Genomic DNA, 18,950 nt, shown 5'->3' on the forward strand with positions numbered 1-18,950 from the left:
GACTTACTCAGCGCCGCCAACGAAGTCCAGATTCTGGCCTTCTTCCAGGGTGACGTAAGCTTTTTTCCAGTCGCTACGACGACCGATACGCTGTCCGTGACGCTTCACCTTGCCTTTAACAACCAGGGTGCGTACGGTATCAACTTTGACTTCAAACAGTTTCTGCACAGCAGCTTTGATTTCTGCTTTAGTCGCGTCTTTAGCAACTTTGAGAACGATGGTATTGGTTTTTTCCATCGCGGTAGACGCTTTTTCAGAAACGTGCGGTGCACGAAGCACCTTCAGCAAACGTTCTTCACGAATCATGCCAGCATCTCCTCAACTTGCTTAACAGCATCAGCAGTCATTACGACTTTGTCGAAGGCGATCAGGCTAACCGGGTCGATACCATTCGCGTCACGTACGTCAACCTTGTGCAGGTTACGTGCGGCCAGGAACAGGTTCTCGTCCAGCTCACCGGTGATGATCAACACATCTTCCAGAGCCATGTCTTTCAGTTTCTGTGCCAGCAGCTTGGTTTTCGGTGCTTCTACAGAGAACGTCTCGACAACGATCAGACGATCCTGACGTACCAGTTCGGACAGAATGCTTTTCAGCGCGCCGCGGTACATCTTTTTGTTAACTTTTTGACTGTGGTCCTGCGGGCGTGCAGCGAAGGTTACGCCACCGGAACGCCAGATCGGGCTCTTGATAGAACCTGAACGCGCACGGCCGGTACCTTTCTGGCGCCACGGCTTTTTACCGGAACCAGTTACTTCAGCACGGGTCTTCTGAGCACGAGTGCCCTGACGAGCACCAGCTGCATAAGCAACAACAACCTGGTGAACCAGCGCTTCGTTGAAATCACGACCGAAGGTAGTTTCGGAAACAGTCAGCGCGCTCTGCGCGTCTTTCAATACTAATTCCATTGCTATCCCCTTACGCCTTCACAGCTGGTTTAACGATAAGGTCGCTACCGGTAGCACCGGGAACAGCACCTTTAACCAGCAGTAGGTTGCGCTCAGCGTCAACACGTACTACGTCCAGGCTCTGAACGGTTACGCGCTCATTACCCAGCTGACCTGCCATTTTCTTGCCTTTGAACACTTTGCCCGGAGTCTGGTTCTGACCGATAGAACCCGGAACGCGGTGAGACAAGGAGTTACCGTGGGTAGCGTCCTGGGTACGGAAGTTCCAGCGCTTAACGGTACCGGCGAAACCTTTACCTTTAGAGGTACCGGTTACGTCAACTTTTTTAACTTCAGCAAACAGCTCAACGCTAATGTCCTGACCTACGGTGAACTCTTCGCCTTCTGCAAGACGGAATTCCCAAAGACCACGGCCAGCTTCTACGCCAGCTTTAGCGAAGTGACCAGCTTCCGGCTTGGTTACACGGTTAGCTTTTTTAGCACCGGTGGTAACCTGAACTGCACGGTAGCCGTCGTTAGCCAGGTCTTTAACCTGAGTAACACGGTTTGCTTCAACTTCGATTACGGTTACTGGGATAGATACGCCATCTTCAGTGAAGATGCGGGTCATGCCCACTTTTTTACCGACTAAACCAATCATTGTATCAACCTCTCAATCGCTCGATGACCTGATTAACCCAGGCTGATCTGCACGTCTACACCGGCAGCCAGGTCCAGACGCATCAGAGCATCAACGGTTTTCTCGGTTGGCTCAACGATGTCAACCAGACGCTTGTGAGTGCGAATCTCGTACTGATCACGCGCGTCTTTGTTAACGTGCGGAGAGATCAGAACGGTAAAGCGCTCTTTGCGGGTCGGCAGCGGGATCGGACCGCGAACCTGCGCACCAGTGCGCTTGGCAGTCTCGACGATTTCCGCGGTTGATTGATCGATCAGACGATGATCAAACGCTTTAAGACGGATACGGATTCTTTGGTTCTGCATGAGACCAGAGCTCCAATTATTTTATAAACGAAATGGCTACTCCTCACACCCATTACGATTGATGGGGGAGCGCAGCCGTTCTTACGTAGTTCCGCAATTGGGAACATTGTCGACAACAAAGTACGTTGTCGGAGCTCATATCGAACTCGCCGTCACTAAAGACAGCCCGCGCATTATACTTGCATATAGCCCAAATGCAAGTTCTTATGGTTTAAAATTGCTCAGGCCTTGGCAGGGCTTTGACCTTCCTCAGTCGCCTATTTCAGCCAATGCTTTTTGGACTTGTTCACGCAGTGCATCTTTACGTGCTTGTTCTTCTGATGGCATATCGCCATCCTCGCTTGCCGTGTCATCGCCAGGCATATCATCAACATTATCGTATGCCGGAGTTTCAGCATCCTCATCGACAGGCTGATCATCAGGAACCTCAGGCGCGAGTCTTGCTGGTAGGGGTTGCTTCTTAAAGACATAGTGCATATCGGAGAGATGATAATCCTCTACCGCCTTTACCGTTACTTCGCTGTTCACTCGTGGGTGGCGCTGTAACCAGTAATAGTGCGCGTAATAACCGATAAGCCATGCGCAGGCTATCCACACCAATAAGCAAAACCACACCCCTGCATTTCTCGCTATGGCGTTTTCCGCCCTCGCGACATGCTGGGGCGTGTCACTGGCACGATGCGCCACAAAGGCTGAGTAAATCCGCATCATTTCGCTTTCTCCTTCGATGCATCACCTGGCATATCTGTATTCAGGGGCAACTGAGCCGTCAGCCATTCCGATAAGTCCGTGCCTGGGGTCATTTCATTTACTAATCTTGGAGCCTCACCCAGCGCCTGCCGCAATCTAATCAACGTATTTTTGCCCGGCACACCATCTGCCTGCAGTTTCTCATTGCGCTGAAAGAGCTTTACCTTTTCGGTTAGCATTGCCGTCCAGTCACCACTTTCATCTGCCGGAACACCCAAAGCACGGCTGAGCATAGCGTCAAGCCAGATAATGCTTTCAGCATCACTTTTATGGGTAACTCTATTCTTACCGTCAGGTGCCGGAGGCCACATCATGGTGTAATGCCCTTCGGAGTGGGTATCAAACCAATGTCGATTGACAGTCCATGTTTTTTTATTGATGAGAAGATCGATGTCAGTGTCTGAAACACGCATAACCACCGCATAAAGTGGATGCTTATCCACACTAAGTCGTGCAATCCAGGGCAAACCGTTGCTTGCCAAATTACTCACCGTTTCATTGCCGCTTTCGCACACCAAATTGGCACGATCGGCTTGTTCGCACCACGCCTCTCCTGCAGATACGTCGTATCCCCAGGTCGCATACAATTGCTGCATGGCATCATGTACATTGGATGTGACGCTGGTGATTTTTGGGGGCTCGGCCTCTTTAACTGTCGGTTTAGACACGTTCAGCCACTGAGGTGTCGGGAGAGGCAGTGTGATCATATCTGCCCCACCCCAGCCAATTGCCAACGCCAGAACCGCATAGGTAATCAGTAACAAGGCGCTGGGTCTGGATTTGTATGGCAGGCCGACGGCAGCCATCACTAGCCTCTCCTGACGCGAGCTTAATTTTGTCGAGTGTTCCGCCACGGCTAACTGCTTAGCAATCACGGCAATTCTTTTCATGACCCTTAGATTGCCCTTAGTAGCCAAACAGACATGCCGCACAAATCCTGGCCGGAAGACGACATCTTCCCCTGACGGGCCTTCGGACTGCATCGCGTTCATAAACTCATTGCATTCCCGTTCGGAAGGCGGAACCAGACAGATATATAAAGGAAGCCGTTGGCTGAGCTGTTTAGCGCTTTTGAGTTTCACACTCCCGACGAGCAGCAGCTTGACGCTGACCCCCATCGCAGGGACAAGCTGCGTAAAGGATTGAAGGAAGATATCAAGATGTCCTGCCAGTAAATCCGCATTGTCGATGACAATGAGACTTTCGGAGGTTTTGTCTTTAATCAGCGATAATATATCGAGCCAAAAATGGTCGTGGGCATAGGTAACATGTTCTTTTTCATGTTCGCGTGCGGAGATTAGGTGAATATTATCGCCTAGATGTATAGCCGTAAAAACTAATAACGCATCTGATTTAGTTTTGCTTAATTTATTAATAAGGGTTGATTTACCAACACCCTTATTACCAAACAAAACTGCGACCTCACCTGACCACGGTGCGTTTACCACCCACTCGGAGATCAATCCGGGCTGAGTGAACTCGTAACTCCCTGACATTTTTACAATACCTTTAATATTTTGTCATTCAAAATGCTTGGGGATCAAATAGAGAAAACCAAAAACACTTCATCGATATTTATACTGTAGGACCCCCCAACAAATGTCAACCACACAAATGGTAACCATAGACCAGATTGAATGAAATTAAAAAAGAACATACACTATCCTTCGTTTTTTCGATAAGCCCACCCCATGAAAAAAATGATTATTGACATCGATAGCCAGATTATTTGGCTACATAAACATAGCCAGCAATTGCTGTGTGCGGGAGTTTTCTTGCCTACATTGTTATTGTTTATTTGCAGCGTGAATACAGTTTGTGAATCCATACGTACCGCAAATGCTACATCGATTTCAGTGACCGCGGTTACAGATAAAGTGCAGGTGAATCTCAACATGGACGATGGGAGCCATGAAGTGAGTCTGGCCGCCGCTAAGCCGGCGACCACGACAGTTGCGCCCACCTCACTCGCCCTAACCTTAACGGGGATTATCGCCAGTGACGACCGCGTATTTTCTCAAGCCATCATTACCAGTCAGGGTGGCCCGCGAAATTACAATCAGGGTGAGTACATTGAGGGCTTATCTAATGTTTTCATTGAAAAAATAGACATCAACACGGTCAGTATTAATAACAATGGCACGTCTCAGCTAATGACTCTACTTGATGAAGATCCCACCCCGTCAAGTCAGACACAGGAGCAGACCAAGAAAGCACGATTCCTGAGTGATTTCATCATCAGTAACCCGGTCTATGAGAATGAGAAACTCACCGGGGTTAAGTTATATCCTCGTGGTGCCGCAAGCCGTTTTACCAGATTAGGCTTCAAGTTTGGAGATATTGCTTTGAAAATCAATAACCACATTTTAAGCGAGCCTGAAGAAATGAAAGCAGCGTTAAATGAGCTTGGCACACTCGGTGCTGCACAGTTCACTGTGTTACGTAACAGTAATGAAAAGTTAATCAATGCCTCAACAATGGATGTTGAATAGGTCAAGGAAGTAAACAGTATGAAACTCTCTCGTAAATATCTCGCATTTATTTTGGCATTACAAATTATTACACCTACAAGCCCGACTTACGCTGCACAGTATTCTGCCAACTTCAAAAATGCGGATATTCGCGAGTTTATCGCCGCGGTAAGTAAGAACACAGGTAAAACAATTCTGGTTGAACCTTCCGTTCAGGGGAATATATCGGTACGTAGTTATGATAATTTTAATGAAGAAGAGTACTATCAGTTCTTTCTTAGCGTACTTGATATTTATGGGTTTTCAGTCGTCAATCTCGATAATGGACTGGTCAAAGTGGTGCGCTCAGCCTCACTAAAAACAGCCCCGGGTGAGATCAAAGACACCGCGACGCCGTCAGTGGGCGATGAATTCATTACTCGCGTCGTCTCTTTACAGAACGTACCAGTACGTGAACTGGCCCCCCTGCTGCGGCAGATGATGGACAGCGGTGGCATTGGCAATGTCGTGCACTACGACCCCTCTAACGTGTTGCTGATCACCGGCAAAGCGAACGTCGTCAATCGCATTCTCGAAGTGATAAAGCGCGTCGACGTCAATGGCACGCAGGCGCGTGAAGTACTTAAACTGCATTACGCTTCCGCAGTCGACCTCGCTGAAGTCATCAACAATCTGGTACGTGAAGAATCCAAAGAGAGCCCTACACAAATTCTCTTACCCAAAATTGTTGCTGATAAACGCACCAATTCCCTGGTCATTAGTGGTTCCGAGAAGATACGCAAAAAGCTTAAGTCGCTGGTGAGCAGACTCGACGTTGAGCAGAGCACCCAGGGTAATACCCGCGTTTTTTATCTTAAATATGCAAAAGCTGCCAAAATCGTTGAAGTTCTAACCGGGGTATCAGAAAAAATTGCGACCGATAAGAAATCATCATCTCAGGGCAGTAACCGAGAGGATGTTTCGATCAACGCCGACGAGCAGACTAACTCGGTGGTGATTACTGCCGATCAAAGCACCATGCAGGAACTCGAAAATGTCATCGCTCGGCTCGATATCCGTCGTGCACAAGTATTAGTCGAAGCCATTATTGTCGAAGTGCAGGATGGAAATGGCCTCAATCTCGGAGTGCAGTGGTCTAACAGCGAGGTGGGTGGGCAACAATTTACCAAGTCTGGATTACCCATTTTTGATGTAGCCCAGGGAGCGCGACAGTTTAAAAAGAGCGGTTCCATGGGTACTGACAATCCAATGGCCAGTGCGCTCAGTAGTTTTAATGGCCTGGCAACGGGCTTCTTCGAAGGCGACTGGAGCGTACTGCTGACGGCGCTTTCCTCGAATAATAAAAACGATATTCTCGCCACGCCTAGCATCGTCACGCTGGACAATAAAGAAGCGTCCTTCAACGTTGGGCAAGATGTGCCGGTGCTCTCAGGATCGCAAACGACTTCCGGTGACAACGTTTTCAATACCGTTGAACGTAAAACCGTCGGGACTAAGTTAAAAGTCACGCCACAAATTAACGAGGGTGATGCCGTACTGATGGAAATCGAGCAAGAAGTTTCCAGCGTCGATACCACCTCAGGTACCTCGAGCGATCTCGGCCCGACGTTTAATACCCGCACCATCCAAAACGCCGTGCTGGTGAAAACCGGCGAAACGGTAGTACTCGGCGGGTTGCTTGATGACTCCTCGAAAGAACAGGTTTCAAAGGTTCCTCTGCTGGGTGATATCCCGGTCATTGGCCAGCTGTTCCGATACACCTCTACCGATATCTCTAAACGCAATCTGATGGTCTTCATCCGGCCAACGATTATTCGCGACGATGAGGTCTATCGCTCCTTATCAAAAGATAAGTACACCCGTTTCCGCTCATTACAGAAACAACGTATTGATGATTCGCGCAGCGGGTTAGTGGGTATCGATGACGAAGAACGCCCGGTGTTGAAGGAAGTCGATTTTGACGCGCCTAAAACACCTGCCGCCCCAACAAATCCGGCGCCTCAAGCTGCATCGACCCCTGCCGCTCCACGTAATCCTTTTCGGCAATAACGGAGAATGGAATCAGTGATGGAGCAACCTATTGAGCAGGAACAGGCGGAACGAATCGTCCCGCCAATCTATGCGCTGGCGGCCAAATATGGTGCGGTCAGGGTCGGTCATGAATTGGTGTACTGCGTCGATACTGCACTCGAAAATGTGCTGGACCTGCATCACCTAAACGGCGAATGCGCGCTTTTTACAGCGCTAGAACGCCAGCCCTTTGAAGAGCGCCTGGAGCAGATTTTCCATCAGAGCAGCGGTGAGTCTCAGCAAATTGCCCAGGATCTTGATCAGGATATTGACCTTGCAGCACTGACGGAGGAGTTACCCGATAACGCCGATCTCCTTAGTGAAGAAAACAGCGCCCCGGTTATTCGCCTGATTAACGCCATTCTGCACGAAGCGGTCAAAGAAGGCGCATCAGACATTCACATCGAGACTTTTGAAAAGTCACTGGTTATCCGTTTTCGTGTGGACGGTGTTCTGCGGCCAGTCCTTCAGCCAGGCAAAAAGTTAGCGCCGCTGTTGCTCTCGCGCATCAAAGTTATGGCGCGTCTGGACATCGCCGAAAAACGTTTACCGCAAGATGGGCGAATTTCACTCAGGCTGGGTCGCAGAAACATTGATGTACGTGTTTCCACCCTTCCCTCCCAATACGGTGAACGCGCCGTGCTACGTTTGCTGGATAAATCCAGTCTGCGGCTATCCATCGACAAAATGGGTCTGAATAACACGGAAGCCGCGCGTCTGCATTTTTTGACTCAACAGCCGCATGGCATCATCCTGGTCACAGGCCCTACAGGCTCCGGTAAAAGCACCACTCTGTATGCACTGCTGTCAGAATTAAACGCGCCGCAACGCAACATTCTGACCGTTGAAGATCCTATCGAATATGAACTCGAAGGCATTGGTCAAACGCAGGTTAACAGCAGAGTGGATATGTCGTTTGCACGTGGATTACGTGCCATCCTGCGTCAGGACCCTGACATCGTGATGGTTGGGGAAATTCGCGATAACGAAACCGCGCAAATTGCCGTACAGGCATCACTAACCGGCCATCTGGTGCTCTCCACGCTGCATACCAACAGCGCCAGCGGGGCGGTCACACGCTTGCGAGACATGGGGGTCGAGCCTTTTCTGCTCTCTTCTTCATTGTCGGGCGTTATCGCGCAACGACTGGTGCGCAAGTTGTGCCCCGCCTGCCGGACGCAAGTAGATGTCCGCCCCGATCAACAATCGCTGCTGGTTAAGGTGGCACCTGACGTTAAAACCGTCTGGCAGGCCAATGGTTGCCCGCAGTGTCGAGGTAGCGGCTATTCCGGTCGTTTGGCTATCCATGAAATCATGGTGGTGGACAGTGCGTTACGTACCATCATTCATCACGATGCGGACGAACACGCCATTGAAGCGTGTCTGCGCCGAACGTCTTCCAGCCTACAGGAAAACGGTTTGTTGAAGGCCATTGCAGGCGAAACCACACTTGAGGAAGTGATGCGGGTCACAGCGGCTCAACACGATCCCGAGGTGACTGCACCATGATGTATCAATGGCGCGCCCTCGATGCAAAAGGGGCTAAAAAACAAGGCACCCTCGAAGCCACCAGTCTTAAAGCCGCCCGGGAAGCGTTGCGAGAGCAAGGTTTAATCCCAGTTGCCATTGATGAGAAAAAAGGGCTGTCGCTCAGACAATCCGGTCTGTTTCGACCACGTCTGAAGCTCAAGGGTCATGAACTTTCCCTCTTTACTCGCCAACTCGCCACCCTGGCCAACGCCTCCCTTCCACTGGAAGAAGCGTTACATGTAATCGCCCGGCAAAACAAAAACAACAGTCTGGGTAAGATCTTAGCGAGCCTGCGCGAACATATTCTTTCCGGTCATCCTCTGTCGGATGCCCTGGCAGTATGGCCACATGTTTTCGACAGCATTTACCGCACGCTGGTTAAAGCCGGCGAAAAAAGTGGTCAGCTCGGACTGGTGCTGGAAAAACTGGCGGATTACAACGAAATACGCCAGAAAACCCGTAGCTCACTGATTCAGGCCCTGGTTTATCCCGCCATGTTGACCAGCGTCGCGATCATCGTTGTCACAATTCTGCTCACCGCAGTGGTGCCGAAAGTAGTCGAACAATTTGTCCATATGAAGCAACAACTGCCGTTAACCACACGCATTTTGTTGGCCATCAGTGACGCATTGCAGAGCTACGGTTTTATCGCAGTAGTGCTAATGCTGCTGGTCAGCGCCGGGTTTATCTTCTGGCGTCGCCGGCCACTCAATCGCCATCGGATGGATCGCAAACTGCTCGATTTACCTCTGTTACGCGGGCTCATCCGGGCAATTAACTGCGCGCGTTACCTGCGTACATTGAGCATCTTACAAGCCAGCGGTGTGCCACTACTTGAAGGCATGACGTTGTCCGGTGAGGGGATAGGGAACAGTGAAATCCGCCAGCGGCTAACGGCAGCGGCAGACCGGGTTCGTCAGGGTTCTGGATTCCATACCGCGCTGGAAAAGTGCGATCTGTTCCCACCGATGACGCTGTATATGGTCGCCTCAGGTGAGAAAAGCGGACAACTGGAGGAACTGATGGAACGTGCAGCCGACCAGCAAGAAACCCTGCTGCAAAACCGCATCACGCTGGGATTAGCCCTGTTTGAACCCGCTCTGGTGGTCTCGATGTCATTCATCGTGCTGTTCATCATCATGGCGGTCTTACAACCTATTTTGCAACTCAACTCATTGATAAGTTAGGAATCATATAATGGAACTTAATAAGCATAATCATCAGCAAGGTTTTACCCTGATGGAACTCATGGTGGTCATTGTCATTCTGGGCGTATTAGCCAGCCTGGTGGTGCCTAACCTGATGGGCAACAAAGAGCGTGCCGACCGACAGAAAGCGGTCAGTGATATCGTTGCACTCGAAAACGCGCTCGATATGTACAAACTTGATAACCACAAGTATCCCACCACCAGTCAGGGCCTGGTCGCCCTGGTGACTAAACCGACGACCAATCCGGTACCGACCAATTACAACGAATCGGGTTATATCAAACGGTTACCACAAGACCCATGGGGAAATGATTATTTGCTGGTCAGTCCTGGGGAGCATGGTGCATTCGACCTGATTTCCGCTGGCGATGACAACGAAGCCGGTACGGCGGATGACATCAACAACTGGGATCTGGATAAAGCGAAAAAATAACCATGAATGCGTCCAAGGGTTTCACCCTACTGGAGATGCTGCTGGTGTTGGTCGTAATCGCATTGAGCGCATCGACGGTCATGTTGACGACTGGCCAACTGAATGGCTCACAGGGAAAAGCGGCAAAAACAGGTGAACAACTCAATGTGATGATTGAGTATGCAGCAGACTGGGCGACCATGGAAAACAGGCTTATTGGTCTGAGGATCCAGGATACAGACTGGCAGTTTGTGGTGTCTGAAGGAAACGAGTGGCAAGAGCCTGACACTCAGTACCGCTTGCCATCGAAAGGCGGGTGGGATGAGTCATGGCATATTCGGCTCTTACCCGCCTCGCTCAAACAGCGCTCCAGTCGGTCACCGCAAATCATCGTCACTCCTGATGGAGAAATCACCCCGTTTACCTTGCAGGTCGAAGACCGGGACAGCGGCAAAACGCTTTTCACCCTTACAAGCCAGGGTGGTTTGCCGCTGCTTTTGTCATCTGGAGAACAACGATGAAAACGGAGCATGACGGATTCACTATCCTGGAGGTTCTGTTAGCGATGGTGATTTTCGCGGCGGTCAGCATGACGTTGATTTCCAGCATCAATGGGCAACTTTCAGCCACGGCGACGATGCGGGACAACGTCTTCGCCACGTGGGTGGCAGATAACGTGCTGACCACACTTGCGTTGGCGAACAGCAGCGAAGCAAAGACGCAACACGGCAGCATGCTCATGGGCGGCAGCAAATGGGAATGGACACTTGAAGTGGGACCAAGTGACGTAGAGAGCATGACCCGTTGGCAGGTGCAGGTCCCGCTGGAAAATGGTCAACACGTTCAGCTCGAACGCTATGTGATGGAGCCAGAAAATGCCGCACAGCCCTAAAAACCAGTCTGGCTTTACCCTACTGGAGGTCTTGATAGCCATTGTTCTGTTTGCGGTGCTCACGCTGATGACGGGCCAACTCCTGACGGCATCGATTAACAGCAACGAAACGACCAAAAAGCACCAGCAACGCTTCAGCGCATTATTACGCACCGTCAACCTGCTCGAAAAAGACATCAGGCAGTTTGTGCCACGCCAACTCAGGAACAGCCCCCAAATGATTGAGGCCGGCCAAACCGACTTAACGCTGACCACCGCCCGCGCGGATGACGCACTGAATGCCTGCTGTACACCCGCCATCCAGCGGGTCCATTGGTATCTGAAAAAAGGCGTGCTTTACCGTGAAGTTTGGCAATATCCGGATGCCGTAAAACCAACACTGGAGATGCCTATGCTTGATAACGTAGACAGTTTTACTCTGCGCTATTACGCGCAAGGGGCTTTCCTTGATAAGACTGACGCAGGCAAAACGCTACCTCAGGCAGTGGAGTTTACTTTGGGGCTGGTCGATCCGGGTCCGGTCATGCGGCTCATTCGCCTGCCGGAACTTCACCTCCAGCCAGGGATGAGCGCACCTGAGCCTCCGGAAAAACAATAATGAAACGACAGCAACAAGGCATGGCGCTACTGGTTGTGCTGTTGATTCTGGCAATCATGGCAGCTCTGGCGACAGAAATGACATTACGTTTTCAGGTGAACCTGAAACGCACCGGTTATACCGCCTCCCGCCTGGCGCAAAACGAACTCGTCGGGATAGCAGAGCAACAGGCTGTGCGTATTTTGCAACAGGACCTTAAGGACAATGCCAAATACACTTCACCGGAGCAGTATTGGGCCCAGCCACAAGACATTGCGTTGTCCGACGATCGTAGCGTTCACTGGCATCTGGAAGATGCGCAAAACTGTTTTAACCTCAATGTCCTGTCCGCTGTGCCCGTGGATTCAATGGATGATGAACCGTACAGCGTAAAAACATTCCGCGCGCTTTTACACAACAGCGGCGCGGATGGTGCCCGGGCGGACACCATTATTGATTCGATTGCGGACTTTATCGACAGCGACGATATTCCACGTCGTGCCGGGGCCGAAAGTGAGTACTACCATACTCAGGAGATTCCACATGACAACGCAAATACCCTCTTTGTCAGCGTCTCCGAACTCAAAAGCATTCAGGGTATGACTCCGGCTCTCTACCACCGGCTGGCCCCTAATCTGTGTGCGCTACCCAACACAGAATTACAAATCAATGTCAGCACCCTGACCGTCAGGCATGCGTCTCTGTTGGCGGCCATATTTAACAACGTGATTTCAGCCAAGGAAGTCGAAACCCTGTTTGCCAATCGGATGTCGCAAACCTGGCAAAATCCTGTTCAGCTAGCGGGCTATCTGGAGAAAACCTTTCCGGGACACGACCAGGATTTTGCCGCAGCCAAAAGCATTCTTACCACCTTTAGCCATTTTTTTAGGCTGGAAACAAACATTCAGCAGGACGATGGGCGGCAATATTTTACCAGCCAGCTTGAATACGATGAAAAAGAGAAAAAAGTGTTAATCGTGACCCGCTCCGTCGGTGTATACGAACACATGAAGGGAAGTCGATATAAATGGAATCGTTAATTTTGCGCCCAGGCGTAAACACACTTGAGTGTCGTTATCATAATGAGCTCGGTGAACTGGTCATGCAGAAATTCACTAACATCACTGAGCCCGACTGCTTGTGTGATTTACCCGGAAAGGACAGCGCCCTGTTGTTGCTCTCTCCAGCGCATTTTTATTTCCGTGAAGTGACGCCTCCGGCGCAAGATTACAGCATCACGGCACAGACCTTAGGCTGGCTGACGGAGGACGCCGTGGCAGAAAACCCAGACGATCTCCACTGGAGTATTCTCGCGCGCAATGAAGGCAGCTTACAACTCGCGGGCATCCGCAAAGTGGTCCTGACTGACATTCTGCACAGCCTCAGTCTGGCGGGCGTCACGGTCAGACGAGCACTTCCCGATGGTTATGATTTGCCTTTTGAACCTCAGACCTGGACACTCCTTCAGCACGAGGGCAGCTGGCTCATGCGCTATGCGGAACACAAATTTTCTGTGCTTAACACTGCCCTGCTTGAACATTTATTGATGCGCCATCCGACACAACAAATACGCAGTTTTAGTCCCCTGCCCGTCGCGCATAAACTGATAGACATTTTGCCCGCGCAAGACAGGCACACTGCCTGGCATCAACAGCCGACGATAGTCGCAGACATCAACCTACTCCACGGCCCGTTTCGCGTGCGACCGCCGGTCACTGTGGTTAAACCGCTTCACAAAAAGCTCGTCGGCGGCGCGTTTTTATTGGCGCTATTGGTCTGGTTAAGCGCCAAGGGGTTGGTTCTCTGGCAAGTTAGCCAGCAAAACGCAGAACTGAAAGCACAAGGCAAAGCCCTGTGGAGCCGCTATTTCCCAGGCGATACGCGGAGCAGTAACTTTAAATTCTTCTTCGAATCGGCCTCCGGACAAACCTGGCCTGACGTCATGTCTCGCCTGTCACTGATTTCACAAAATCTGCAGGACTTCCCGAAGCTTAAGATTCGTCAATTCGCTTATGACAAGGACAAACACGTCTTGAGGTTAACCCTGAAAGTTGAAGACCCTGTACAGATGGCACAATTCATACAACGTACCCATGACGATCTTAATTTTTCCGTACAACCAAGTGAGACCGCGGGTCTTGTGGTGTTAATCAGCGGAGCTAAACCATGATCAACTGGTGGCAAGGCAAAACGCTCCGGGAAAAAGTCTTCATCTTTCTGTTGGCAGGTAGCTGTTTAATGGCGGGTATCATGTATGGCATCGTTACCCCGTTGAACAACGGTATCGCGCGCCTATCTGCCGAGAACATCCGCCTCGCAGATGAGATTACGTGGCTGAATAATGCCGCCCATCGCAAGGGGATTGTTCCGGCAAATCCCACGACGGCAACGATGGAGCAACTACTGGCGAATACCGCCAGGCAGAGTGGCATTCAGTATAAAAGCCAAAAAACAGACCCTCAGACGCTGTCCATCTCTCTCGCCCCCTTACCCGCCAACACGCTTTTCGTCTGGCTTCAGGCTTTACAGCACAGCGGTTTACAGGTCACACAACTCGATTTTTCTGCCCATCCCTCCGGGAAAAATAGTGTGAAGGTAATAACGCTCAAGCTGCGACAGGTAAAGCCTCATGGATAAGGTTATTGAAATCATCCTGATGGGCATCTTGGGTTTGCTTACCGGCAGTTTTATGAATGTCGTCGTCTATCGGGTGCCTCGAGGCATCAAAGACATCAACGTACCACTTAGCAACATTGCCTGGCCCGGCTCATGTTGCCCTCAATGTCAGCATCCAATACGTTACCGCGACAACGTCCCGCTCCTTAGTTGGCTCTGTCTACAAGGGCGTTGCCGTGATTGCCACGCGCGGATCTCCCTGCGTTATCCTTTGACGGAAGCCGCTTGTGGATTGATGTTTGCGCTAATTACCAGCCTGTTTCCTCTCTACCCAGAAGCGCTGGCTATCTGCCTGCTGTTTTGGTTCCTGCTGGCATTAACGCAAATCGACGCGCAGCATTGTTTGCTACCAGACAAACTAACGTTGCCGTTGTTGTGGCTGGGCCTGCTGTATCACTGCTTGTTTATCGGTATCGACCTGCGCGATGCTGTACTTGGCGCGATGGCCGGCTATCTGGCGCTGTGGCTTGTGTATCAGGCGTTTCGGCTGCTGGCGGGTAAAGAAGGGATGGGCTTTGGCGATTTTAAATTACTCGCCGCGCTGGGAGCATGGTGCGGTTGGCAGGCCTTACCGAGCATCCTGTTACTGTCTTCGATGCTGGCGCTGATTTATGCCGTTGGCCGCCTTATCTTATACGGTAACAAACAGCCGCACATCGCCTTCGGTCCATGGCTAAGCCTGGCAGGCTGGCTGAGTTTTCTGTGGCAAAGCTGGTATGGCTGACAGCGCTGACATGCAGAGCGGCAAAAGCCTGCTTACCGCTCTGCATGCGCAACGTAATAACCGTTAGTTCTCTTCGCGAATCTGGGCCTGAAGATAATTCTGTATACCCATTTTCTGAATCAGATCCAGCTCGGTTTCCAGCCAGTCAATGTGATGTTCTTCTTCGGTCAAAATCTTGATCATCATATCGCGACTGGCGTAATCGAAGACGCTATCGGCATATGCGATAGCTTCCCGCAGGTCCTTCGCACCCTCGAGTTCCAGCCGGAGGTCAGATTGCAGCATCTCCTCGACATCTTCGCCAATTTGAAGCTTGCCTAGATCCTGAAGGTTGGGGATCCCTTCGAGAAACAGAATACGCTCGATATAGATATCGGCATGTTTCATTTCATCGATAGATTCATGGTATTCGACATCGTTTAGACGTTTTAGGCCCCAGTTTTTAAACATACGTGCATGTAAGAAATACTGGTTGATTGCGACAAGCTCATTTCCCAATAACTTATTGAGATAACTTATGATTTTAACATCACCTTTCATTATATAGATCCTCCGCTTCCACTCTAACAAGCGTAGTAGAAGCGAAGAAAAAATAAACGCGAATTGTGGTGTTATCAGGCGATTTCTTTAAATTCAGGGAGTTGGGTCAACTCATCCTGCATGATTTCGCGCGCGGCACGAATACATTTCCCGCACTGCGTTCCGACAGGGACAAACTTTCTGAGTTGTTGAAAAGACTGAGGACTGAACTGGCGTACAGCCTGGCGGATCTTCTTATCACTAACACCATTACACAGACAAACGTACATATCGACTCCCGTACAATTTCTGATCAAAGTGTAAATGAGAATGGTTATGATTTCAATAGAGTTGCATTTTGGAATGGCAAAATCATGCTTCGCATAAAAAAGCGCACCTGCGTTTACTCAGGTGCGCTTTCGTTTAGTTTAGTCTGTGCTCATGACTATTATTTCAGCATGTCTGCGGTAACAACAACTTCAGCAACATAGGCTGGATTTGGCGAAGTACGTTCAATGACAATCTTTTCGCCAACAGAAATCGCTTTGTCATCAGATTTCACCAGGATGGTGTTATCACCCTGATCGCTGGCATTCGCATAGCTGCATTTACCATTGTCACAATAGAAAATGGTATTGCCTATTTGCTGGTCATCGTCAATCACTTTAGCAACATACGAGGAGCCATCTTTGCTTTGTAATTTGTCTTTTGCAAACTCAACAACAGCATAAGGTACGTTATTAATTTTCTGTACAGTCAGAGACTTAACAGAGCCATCATTGATGACGGATTTCTTACCATCAAGCATATCTTGCGTGACGGTGATTTGGCCAATAACCGCCGCATCAGGCGTTGTGCGCTTGACGGTAATCACGCTACCCACAGGGATTTTGCTACTGACATTATCAGTGCTTAATGACACCTCTTTACCCAAATAACCGGCATAAGCGTAATAAGGTTGCACCCCCTCCGTTGAGAAGAGATATTTACCATCAATCTCGACACGATAAGCATGTCCAGAAGTCAGTTTATCAGCGGGTAAGTTGAAGACAACGCGGCGTCCACCATTTTGCAATGTAATGAATAACCCCTTCATATCAGGATCTTGTGCAGGGGTCGTTTTGATTTCTTTAACGATATTCCCCAACTCATGATCTGGCGTATCACCGCTGATATCCCAGACAATCGCGCCAGCAAAACCTTGCTGATTGATGTAGTCTACTTTCTCTTTCACAGACTGCGGATCGTCGTAGGTCAGGAACTCTTTGTTCTGTGGACCGTACAGATACGGCACACCGGATTCGCTATCCCAGTAGCGTACGTAATCGCCGCTGGCCAACTTCTCTTTCAGCACATACCACGGATGGGTACCGGTATTCTGGCCAACGTCATCCCAAGTGCCATGCACGGTCGCTGTTCCCGGTGTAAAGAGGCCTGGCAGACCTTTGACAATTTCAGTGGGTTCAACGTCACCCCAACCACGACCGTAGTATGGAATGCCCATCAGCAGTTTGGATTTTGGCACATTCCAGGTATTAACATATTCATCCATAGTCGCTGCGACGTTCAGCAGTTGATCTTCGTCTTTGCTGTTCGCGTACAGCGGCGCGTTATGGCCGGTAATGGACTCGAAGGCACCGTGGATGTCATACGCCATCACGTTGACAGTATCAAACAGCGGAGTGGTTACCGCTGGGTTGATAAACTCAATTTTATTGTGGTTAGTGGTGACCGCAGCAGAAAGTGAATAGTATTTGTCATCTTTTTTACCCTCGTCATCAAGCTTGGCGCGAACCAGCTGAACCAGTTTAGTGAAGCTCTCTTTTTCAGCATCGGTATCCGGGTATTCCCAGTCAATATCAATGCCGTCAAAGTCCCACTTCAGCATGTATGCCACCATGCTGCTGGCAAGTTTCTCGGTACCTTCCTGGGTTGCCGTTGCCGCTTCGAATACGCCCTCTTCAGAGTTATTCCAGCCACCTACAGAAATGATATGCCTGACACCTGCGGCTTCGGTACGCTCATTCAATTCTTTAATGAGGCCCGGACCTTTTTCGGTATCATGCATGGTGACTTCGCCATTTTTGACCACCGCGAAACCATAGTTAATTTCGGTCAGCGTAGAGTAGTCAATTTTATCTGGCGTGAAGTTATTATGGGCATCATACACACCCCACTCAGGGAAATAACCGATGATTTTACGCATCGCGGCCAGCTTCGCTTTCTGATCGTTCTGGAAATCGATAGCTGCCTGGCCAGTGTAAGGCAGGAATTCAAAGGTGCCCAACGTCTGAATATTGATTGCCGCACCTTTTTGCCATACTTCATTACTACCCGGTACTTCAGCAGGATTCACCCACCATTTGCTGGTCCAGTAATAGCCGTTATAGCGAACAACCGTCCCCGCAGTCGGATAAGACAGCGTTGGGTCATAATTTTCTGACGTGATCGCCAAATTATCTTTGACGGCCACCACCACCGTTTCAGTACCCGGAAAATTATTCTGGGTTTCGCTGGTATATGCCAACCATGAATTACCATTGTCTTTTGAGATCATCTGGCTTGAATCCAGGCCAGTAATGGTATTGCGTTGATCGTCTGCCGTTAATGTCGCCGCTGACGCAGCTAAGGGGGCTAAGGCGAGTGCCATTAACACCGTGAGCGTCTGTTTTTTAAAATGCATTTTAAATTCCTTCTTAAATGTATAAACCGGAACAATATAACTATATAAGTTAATGATGATTGAAGAGACGTGATGATGCAGTAGAAGTCAATATTCACCTGTACTTCTAATGGGGAATGCTGGCAGCATGTATATATATTGTCAATGAACCGTCACTTAAAAAGTCATTAAGCGAGAACAACCTTAAGGCTATCCTTAATAAAATATTGAGGGTTAATATATTTCATGAAAAAATAAATCATCTATAAATGGAAGGCAAAGGCACTATATATATTAATAAAGCCTATATTCTCCCCCCAAAATGAAAGTAACAAGTATATTTAAGAGTGAAAATATTAATCACACCAATAAGACGACTTTTTCAAAACAATAATGAATGTGTAACAAGAAATCGAGGGACGTAAATGTTTGTGTAAAAAAAAAGCCAGCCACTTTTCAGCGGCTGGCCTTCGTTATCAATATCCCTTAAGCAGGGTTCTATTGATTAGCTCAGAACTTTAGCAACAACGCCCGCGCCAACGGTACGGCCGCCTTCACGGATTGCGA

General features: G+C 49.6%; 21 protein-coding genes. 12 read left to right on the forward strand and 9 right to left on the reverse strand.

Annotated features, from left to right (window positions below; translation table 11 throughout):
* Positions 1–3: 3 nt before the first annotated feature.
* The 6 genes from rplW to SIK69_RS07370 all read right to left on the reverse strand — a co-directional run bounded on the left by rplW (position 4) and on the right by SIK69_RS07370 (position 4,138).
* Positions 4–306 carry a 50S ribosomal protein L23 gene (gene rplW / locus SIK69_RS07345; protein ID WP_038158532.1) on the reverse strand — a complete coding sequence of 101 codons (303 nt, stop codon included), beginning with the start codon at positions 304–306 and terminating at the stop codon, positions 4–6.
* The gene (gene rplD, locus SIK69_RS07350) at positions 303–908 is read right to left on the reverse strand and encodes a 50S ribosomal protein L4 (RefSeq protein WP_319629234.1); all 606 of its coding nucleotides are present in this window, start codon (positions 906–908) and stop codon (positions 303–305) included. Before rplD ends, rplW begins: the two co-directional genes overlap by 4 nt.
* A 10-nt stretch (positions 909–918) precedes the next feature.
* On the reverse strand, positions 919–1,548 hold the full coding sequence (gene rplC / locus SIK69_RS07355) for a 50S ribosomal protein L3 (RefSeq protein WP_016538466.1): 630 nt from the start codon (positions 1,546–1,548) through the stop codon (positions 919–921).
* A gap of 32 nt (positions 1,549–1,580) precedes the next feature.
* The gene (gene rpsJ, locus SIK69_RS07360) at positions 1,581–1,892 is read right to left on the reverse strand and encodes a 30S ribosomal protein S10 (RefSeq protein ID WP_001181005.1); all 312 of its coding nucleotides are present in this window, start codon (positions 1,890–1,892) and stop codon (positions 1,581–1,583) included.
* Positions 1,893–2,141: 249 nt separating this feature from the next.
* Positions 2,142–2,603: a type II secretion system protein GspB, cryptic system variant gene (locus tag SIK69_RS07365; RefSeq protein ID WP_319785758.1), complete on the reverse strand. Its 462-nt coding sequence runs from the start codon at positions 2,601–2,603 to the stop codon at positions 2,142–2,144.
* Positions 2,600–4,138 carry a peptidoglycan-binding domain-containing protein gene (locus SIK69_RS07370; protein ID WP_319785759.1) on the reverse strand — a complete coding sequence of 513 codons (1,539 nt, stop codon included), beginning with the start codon at positions 4,136–4,138 and terminating at the stop codon, positions 2,600–2,602. Before SIK69_RS07370 ends, SIK69_RS07365 begins: the two co-directional genes overlap by 4 nt.
* Positions 4,139–4,333: 195 nt before the next feature.
* Between SIK69_RS07370 and gspC the strand changes: the two genes are divergently transcribed.
* Genes gspC through SIK69_RS07430 form a run of 12 tightly spaced genes read left to right on the forward strand, consistent with a single transcriptional unit; the run spans position 4,334 to position 15,202 of the window.
* Positions 4,334–5,134, forward strand: a complete 801-nt coding sequence (gene gspC, locus SIK69_RS07375; protein WP_319785760.1) for a type II secretion system protein GspC — start codon at positions 4,334–4,336, stop codon at positions 5,132–5,134.
* Positions 5,135–5,152: 18 nt separating this feature from the next.
* The gene (gspD, locus tag SIK69_RS07380; RefSeq protein WP_319785761.1) at positions 5,153–7,162 is read left to right on the forward strand and encodes a type II secretion system secretin GspD; all 2,010 of its coding nucleotides are present in this window, start codon (positions 5,153–5,155) and stop codon (positions 7,160–7,162) included.
* 18 nt (positions 7,163–7,180) lie between these two features.
* Positions 7,181–8,692 carry a type II secretion system ATPase GspE gene (gene gspE, locus SIK69_RS07385; RefSeq protein ID WP_319785763.1) on the forward strand — a complete coding sequence of 504 codons (1,512 nt, stop codon included), beginning with the start codon at positions 7,181–7,183 and terminating at the stop codon, positions 8,690–8,692.
* A complete protein-coding gene (gene gspF, locus SIK69_RS07390; RefSeq protein WP_319785764.1) occupies positions 8,689–9,900 on the forward strand; it encodes a type II secretion system inner membrane protein GspF in 1,212 nt (403 codons plus the stop codon). Before gspE ends, gspF begins: the two co-directional genes overlap by 4 nt.
* A 10-nt stretch (positions 9,901–9,910) precedes the next feature.
* Positions 9,911–10,354, forward strand: coding sequence for a type II secretion system major pseudopilin GspG (gene gspG, locus SIK69_RS07395; protein WP_319629241.1), 444 nt, complete (start codon positions 9,911–9,913; stop codon positions 10,352–10,354).
* A gap of 2 nt (positions 10,355–10,356) precedes the next feature.
* Positions 10,357–10,854: a type II secretion system minor pseudopilin GspH gene (gspH, locus tag SIK69_RS07400; protein WP_319785765.1), complete on the forward strand. Its 498-nt coding sequence runs from the start codon at positions 10,357–10,359 to the stop codon at positions 10,852–10,854.
* On the forward strand, positions 10,851–11,225 hold the full coding sequence (gspI, locus tag SIK69_RS07405; protein WP_319629243.1) for a type II secretion system minor pseudopilin GspI: 375 nt from the start codon (positions 10,851–10,853) through the stop codon (positions 11,223–11,225). The genes gspH and gspI overlap by 4 nt, the downstream gene beginning before the upstream one ends.
* Positions 11,209–11,823 (forward strand): type II secretion system minor pseudopilin GspJ, encoded by a 615-nt coding sequence (gspJ, locus tag SIK69_RS07410; protein ID WP_319785766.1) that lies wholly within the window; start codon positions 11,209–11,211, stop codon positions 11,821–11,823. The genes gspI and gspJ overlap by 17 nt, the downstream gene beginning before the upstream one ends.
* The gene (gene gspK, locus SIK69_RS07415) at positions 11,823–12,842 is read left to right on the forward strand and encodes a type II secretion system minor pseudopilin GspK (RefSeq protein ID WP_319785767.1); all 1,020 of its coding nucleotides are present in this window, start codon (positions 11,823–11,825) and stop codon (positions 12,840–12,842) included. Before gspJ ends, gspK begins: the two co-directional genes overlap by 1 nt.
* Positions 12,830–13,972 (forward strand): type II secretion system protein GspL, encoded by a 1,143-nt coding sequence (gene gspL / locus SIK69_RS07420; RefSeq protein ID WP_319785768.1) that lies wholly within the window; start codon positions 12,830–12,832, stop codon positions 13,970–13,972. Before gspK ends, gspL begins: the two co-directional genes overlap by 13 nt.
* Positions 13,969–14,439, forward strand: a complete 471-nt coding sequence (locus SIK69_RS07425; protein ID WP_319629247.1) for a type II secretion system protein M — start codon at positions 13,969–13,971, stop codon at positions 14,437–14,439. The genes gspL and SIK69_RS07425 overlap by 4 nt, the downstream gene beginning before the upstream one ends.
* A complete protein-coding gene (locus tag SIK69_RS07430; RefSeq protein WP_319785769.1) occupies positions 14,432–15,202 on the forward strand; it encodes a prepilin peptidase in 771 nt (256 codons plus the stop codon). Before SIK69_RS07425 ends, SIK69_RS07430 begins: the two co-directional genes overlap by 8 nt.
* A 63-nt stretch (positions 15,203–15,265) precedes the next feature.
* Here SIK69_RS07430 and bfr read toward each other — a convergent pair whose 3' ends face one another.
* From bfr to SIK69_RS07445, 3 genes are all read right to left on the reverse strand, one after another.
* Positions 15,266–15,742 (reverse strand): bacterioferritin, encoded by a 477-nt coding sequence (bfr, locus tag SIK69_RS07435; protein WP_319629249.1) that lies wholly within the window; start codon positions 15,740–15,742, stop codon positions 15,266–15,268.
* Between the two features lie 74 nt (positions 15,743–15,816).
* The gene (gene bfd, locus SIK69_RS07440; RefSeq protein WP_319629250.1) at positions 15,817–16,011 is read right to left on the reverse strand and encodes a bacterioferritin-associated ferredoxin; all 195 of its coding nucleotides are present in this window, start codon (positions 16,009–16,011) and stop codon (positions 15,817–15,819) included.
* A gap of 158 nt (positions 16,012–16,169) precedes the next feature.
* Positions 16,170–18,404, reverse strand: coding sequence for a glycosyl hydrolase family 18 protein (locus SIK69_RS07445; RefSeq protein ID WP_319785770.1), 2,235 nt, complete (start codon positions 18,402–18,404; stop codon positions 16,170–16,172).
* Positions 18,405–18,950 lie beyond the last annotated feature (546 nt).

Source organism: Scandinavium lactucae, from assembly GCF_033843265.1.
Taxonomy (GTDB): Bacteria; Pseudomonadota; Gammaproteobacteria; order Enterobacterales; family Enterobacteriaceae; genus Scandinavium; species Scandinavium lactucae.

What these genes read in the sequence shown, in the direction of transcription:
- gspD (WP_319785761.1), top strand. Translation starts at nt 5,153, where the DNA reads ATGAAACTCTCTCGTAAATATCTCGCATTTATTTTGGCATTACAAATT.
- bfd (WP_319629250.1), bottom strand. Translation starts at nt 16,011, where the DNA reads ATGTACGTTTGTCTGTGTAATGGTGTTAGTGATAAGAAGATCCGCCAG.
- bfr (WP_319629249.1), bottom strand. Translation starts at nt 15,742, where the DNA reads ATGAAAGGTGATGTTAAAATCATAAGTTATCTCAATAAGTTATTGGGA.
- rplW (WP_038158532.1), bottom strand. Translation starts at nt 306, where the DNA reads ATGATTCGTGAAGAACGTTTGCTGAAGGTGCTTCGTGCACCGCACGTT.
- gspH (WP_319785765.1), top strand. Translation starts at nt 10,357, where the DNA reads ATGAATGCGTCCAAGGGTTTCACCCTACTGGAGATGCTGCTGGTGTTG.
- gspG (WP_319629241.1), top strand. Translation starts at nt 9,911, where the DNA reads ATGGAACTTAATAAGCATAATCATCAGCAAGGTTTTACCCTGATGGAA.
- rplC (WP_016538466.1), bottom strand. Translation starts at nt 1,548, where the DNA reads ATGATTGGTTTAGTCGGTAAAAAAGTGGGCATGACCCGCATCTTCACT.
- gspC (WP_319785760.1), top strand. Translation starts at nt 4,334, where the DNA reads ATGAAAAAAATGATTATTGACATCGATAGCCAGATTATTTGGCTACAT.
- SIK69_RS07445 (WP_319785770.1), bottom strand. Translation starts at nt 18,404, where the DNA reads ATGCATTTTAAAAAACAGACGCTCACGGTGTTAATGGCACTCGCCTTA.
- gspI (WP_319629243.1), top strand. Translation starts at nt 10,851, where the DNA reads ATGAAAACGGAGCATGACGGATTCACTATCCTGGAGGTTCTGTTAGCG.
- SIK69_RS07365 (WP_319785758.1), bottom strand. Translation starts at nt 2,603, where the DNA reads ATGATGCGGATTTACTCAGCCTTTGTGGCGCATCGTGCCAGTGACACG.
- gspJ (WP_319785766.1), top strand. Translation starts at nt 11,209, where the DNA reads ATGCCGCACAGCCCTAAAAACCAGTCTGGCTTTACCCTACTGGAGGTC.
- rplD (WP_319629234.1), bottom strand. Translation starts at nt 908, where the DNA reads ATGGAATTAGTATTGAAAGACGCGCAGAGCGCGCTGACTGTTTCCGAA.
- gspF (WP_319785764.1), top strand. Translation starts at nt 8,689, where the DNA reads ATGATGTATCAATGGCGCGCCCTCGATGCAAAAGGGGCTAAAAAACAA.
- gspE (WP_319785763.1), top strand. Translation starts at nt 7,181, where the DNA reads ATGGAGCAACCTATTGAGCAGGAACAGGCGGAACGAATCGTCCCGCCA.
- rpsJ (WP_001181005.1), bottom strand. Translation starts at nt 1,892, where the DNA reads ATGCAGAACCAAAGAATCCGTATCCGTCTTAAAGCGTTTGATCATCGT.
- gspL (WP_319785768.1), top strand. Translation starts at nt 12,830, where the DNA reads ATGGAATCGTTAATTTTGCGCCCAGGCGTAAACACACTTGAGTGTCGT.
- gspK (WP_319785767.1), top strand. Translation starts at nt 11,823, where the DNA reads ATGAAACGACAGCAACAAGGCATGGCGCTACTGGTTGTGCTGTTGATT.
- SIK69_RS07425 (WP_319629247.1), top strand. Translation starts at nt 13,969, where the DNA reads ATGATCAACTGGTGGCAAGGCAAAACGCTCCGGGAAAAAGTCTTCATC.
- SIK69_RS07430 (WP_319785769.1), top strand. Translation starts at nt 14,432, where the DNA reads ATGGATAAGGTTATTGAAATCATCCTGATGGGCATCTTGGGTTTGCTT.
- SIK69_RS07370 (WP_319785759.1), bottom strand. Translation starts at nt 4,138, where the DNA reads ATGTCAGGGAGTTACGAGTTCACTCAGCCCGGATTGATCTCCGAGTGG.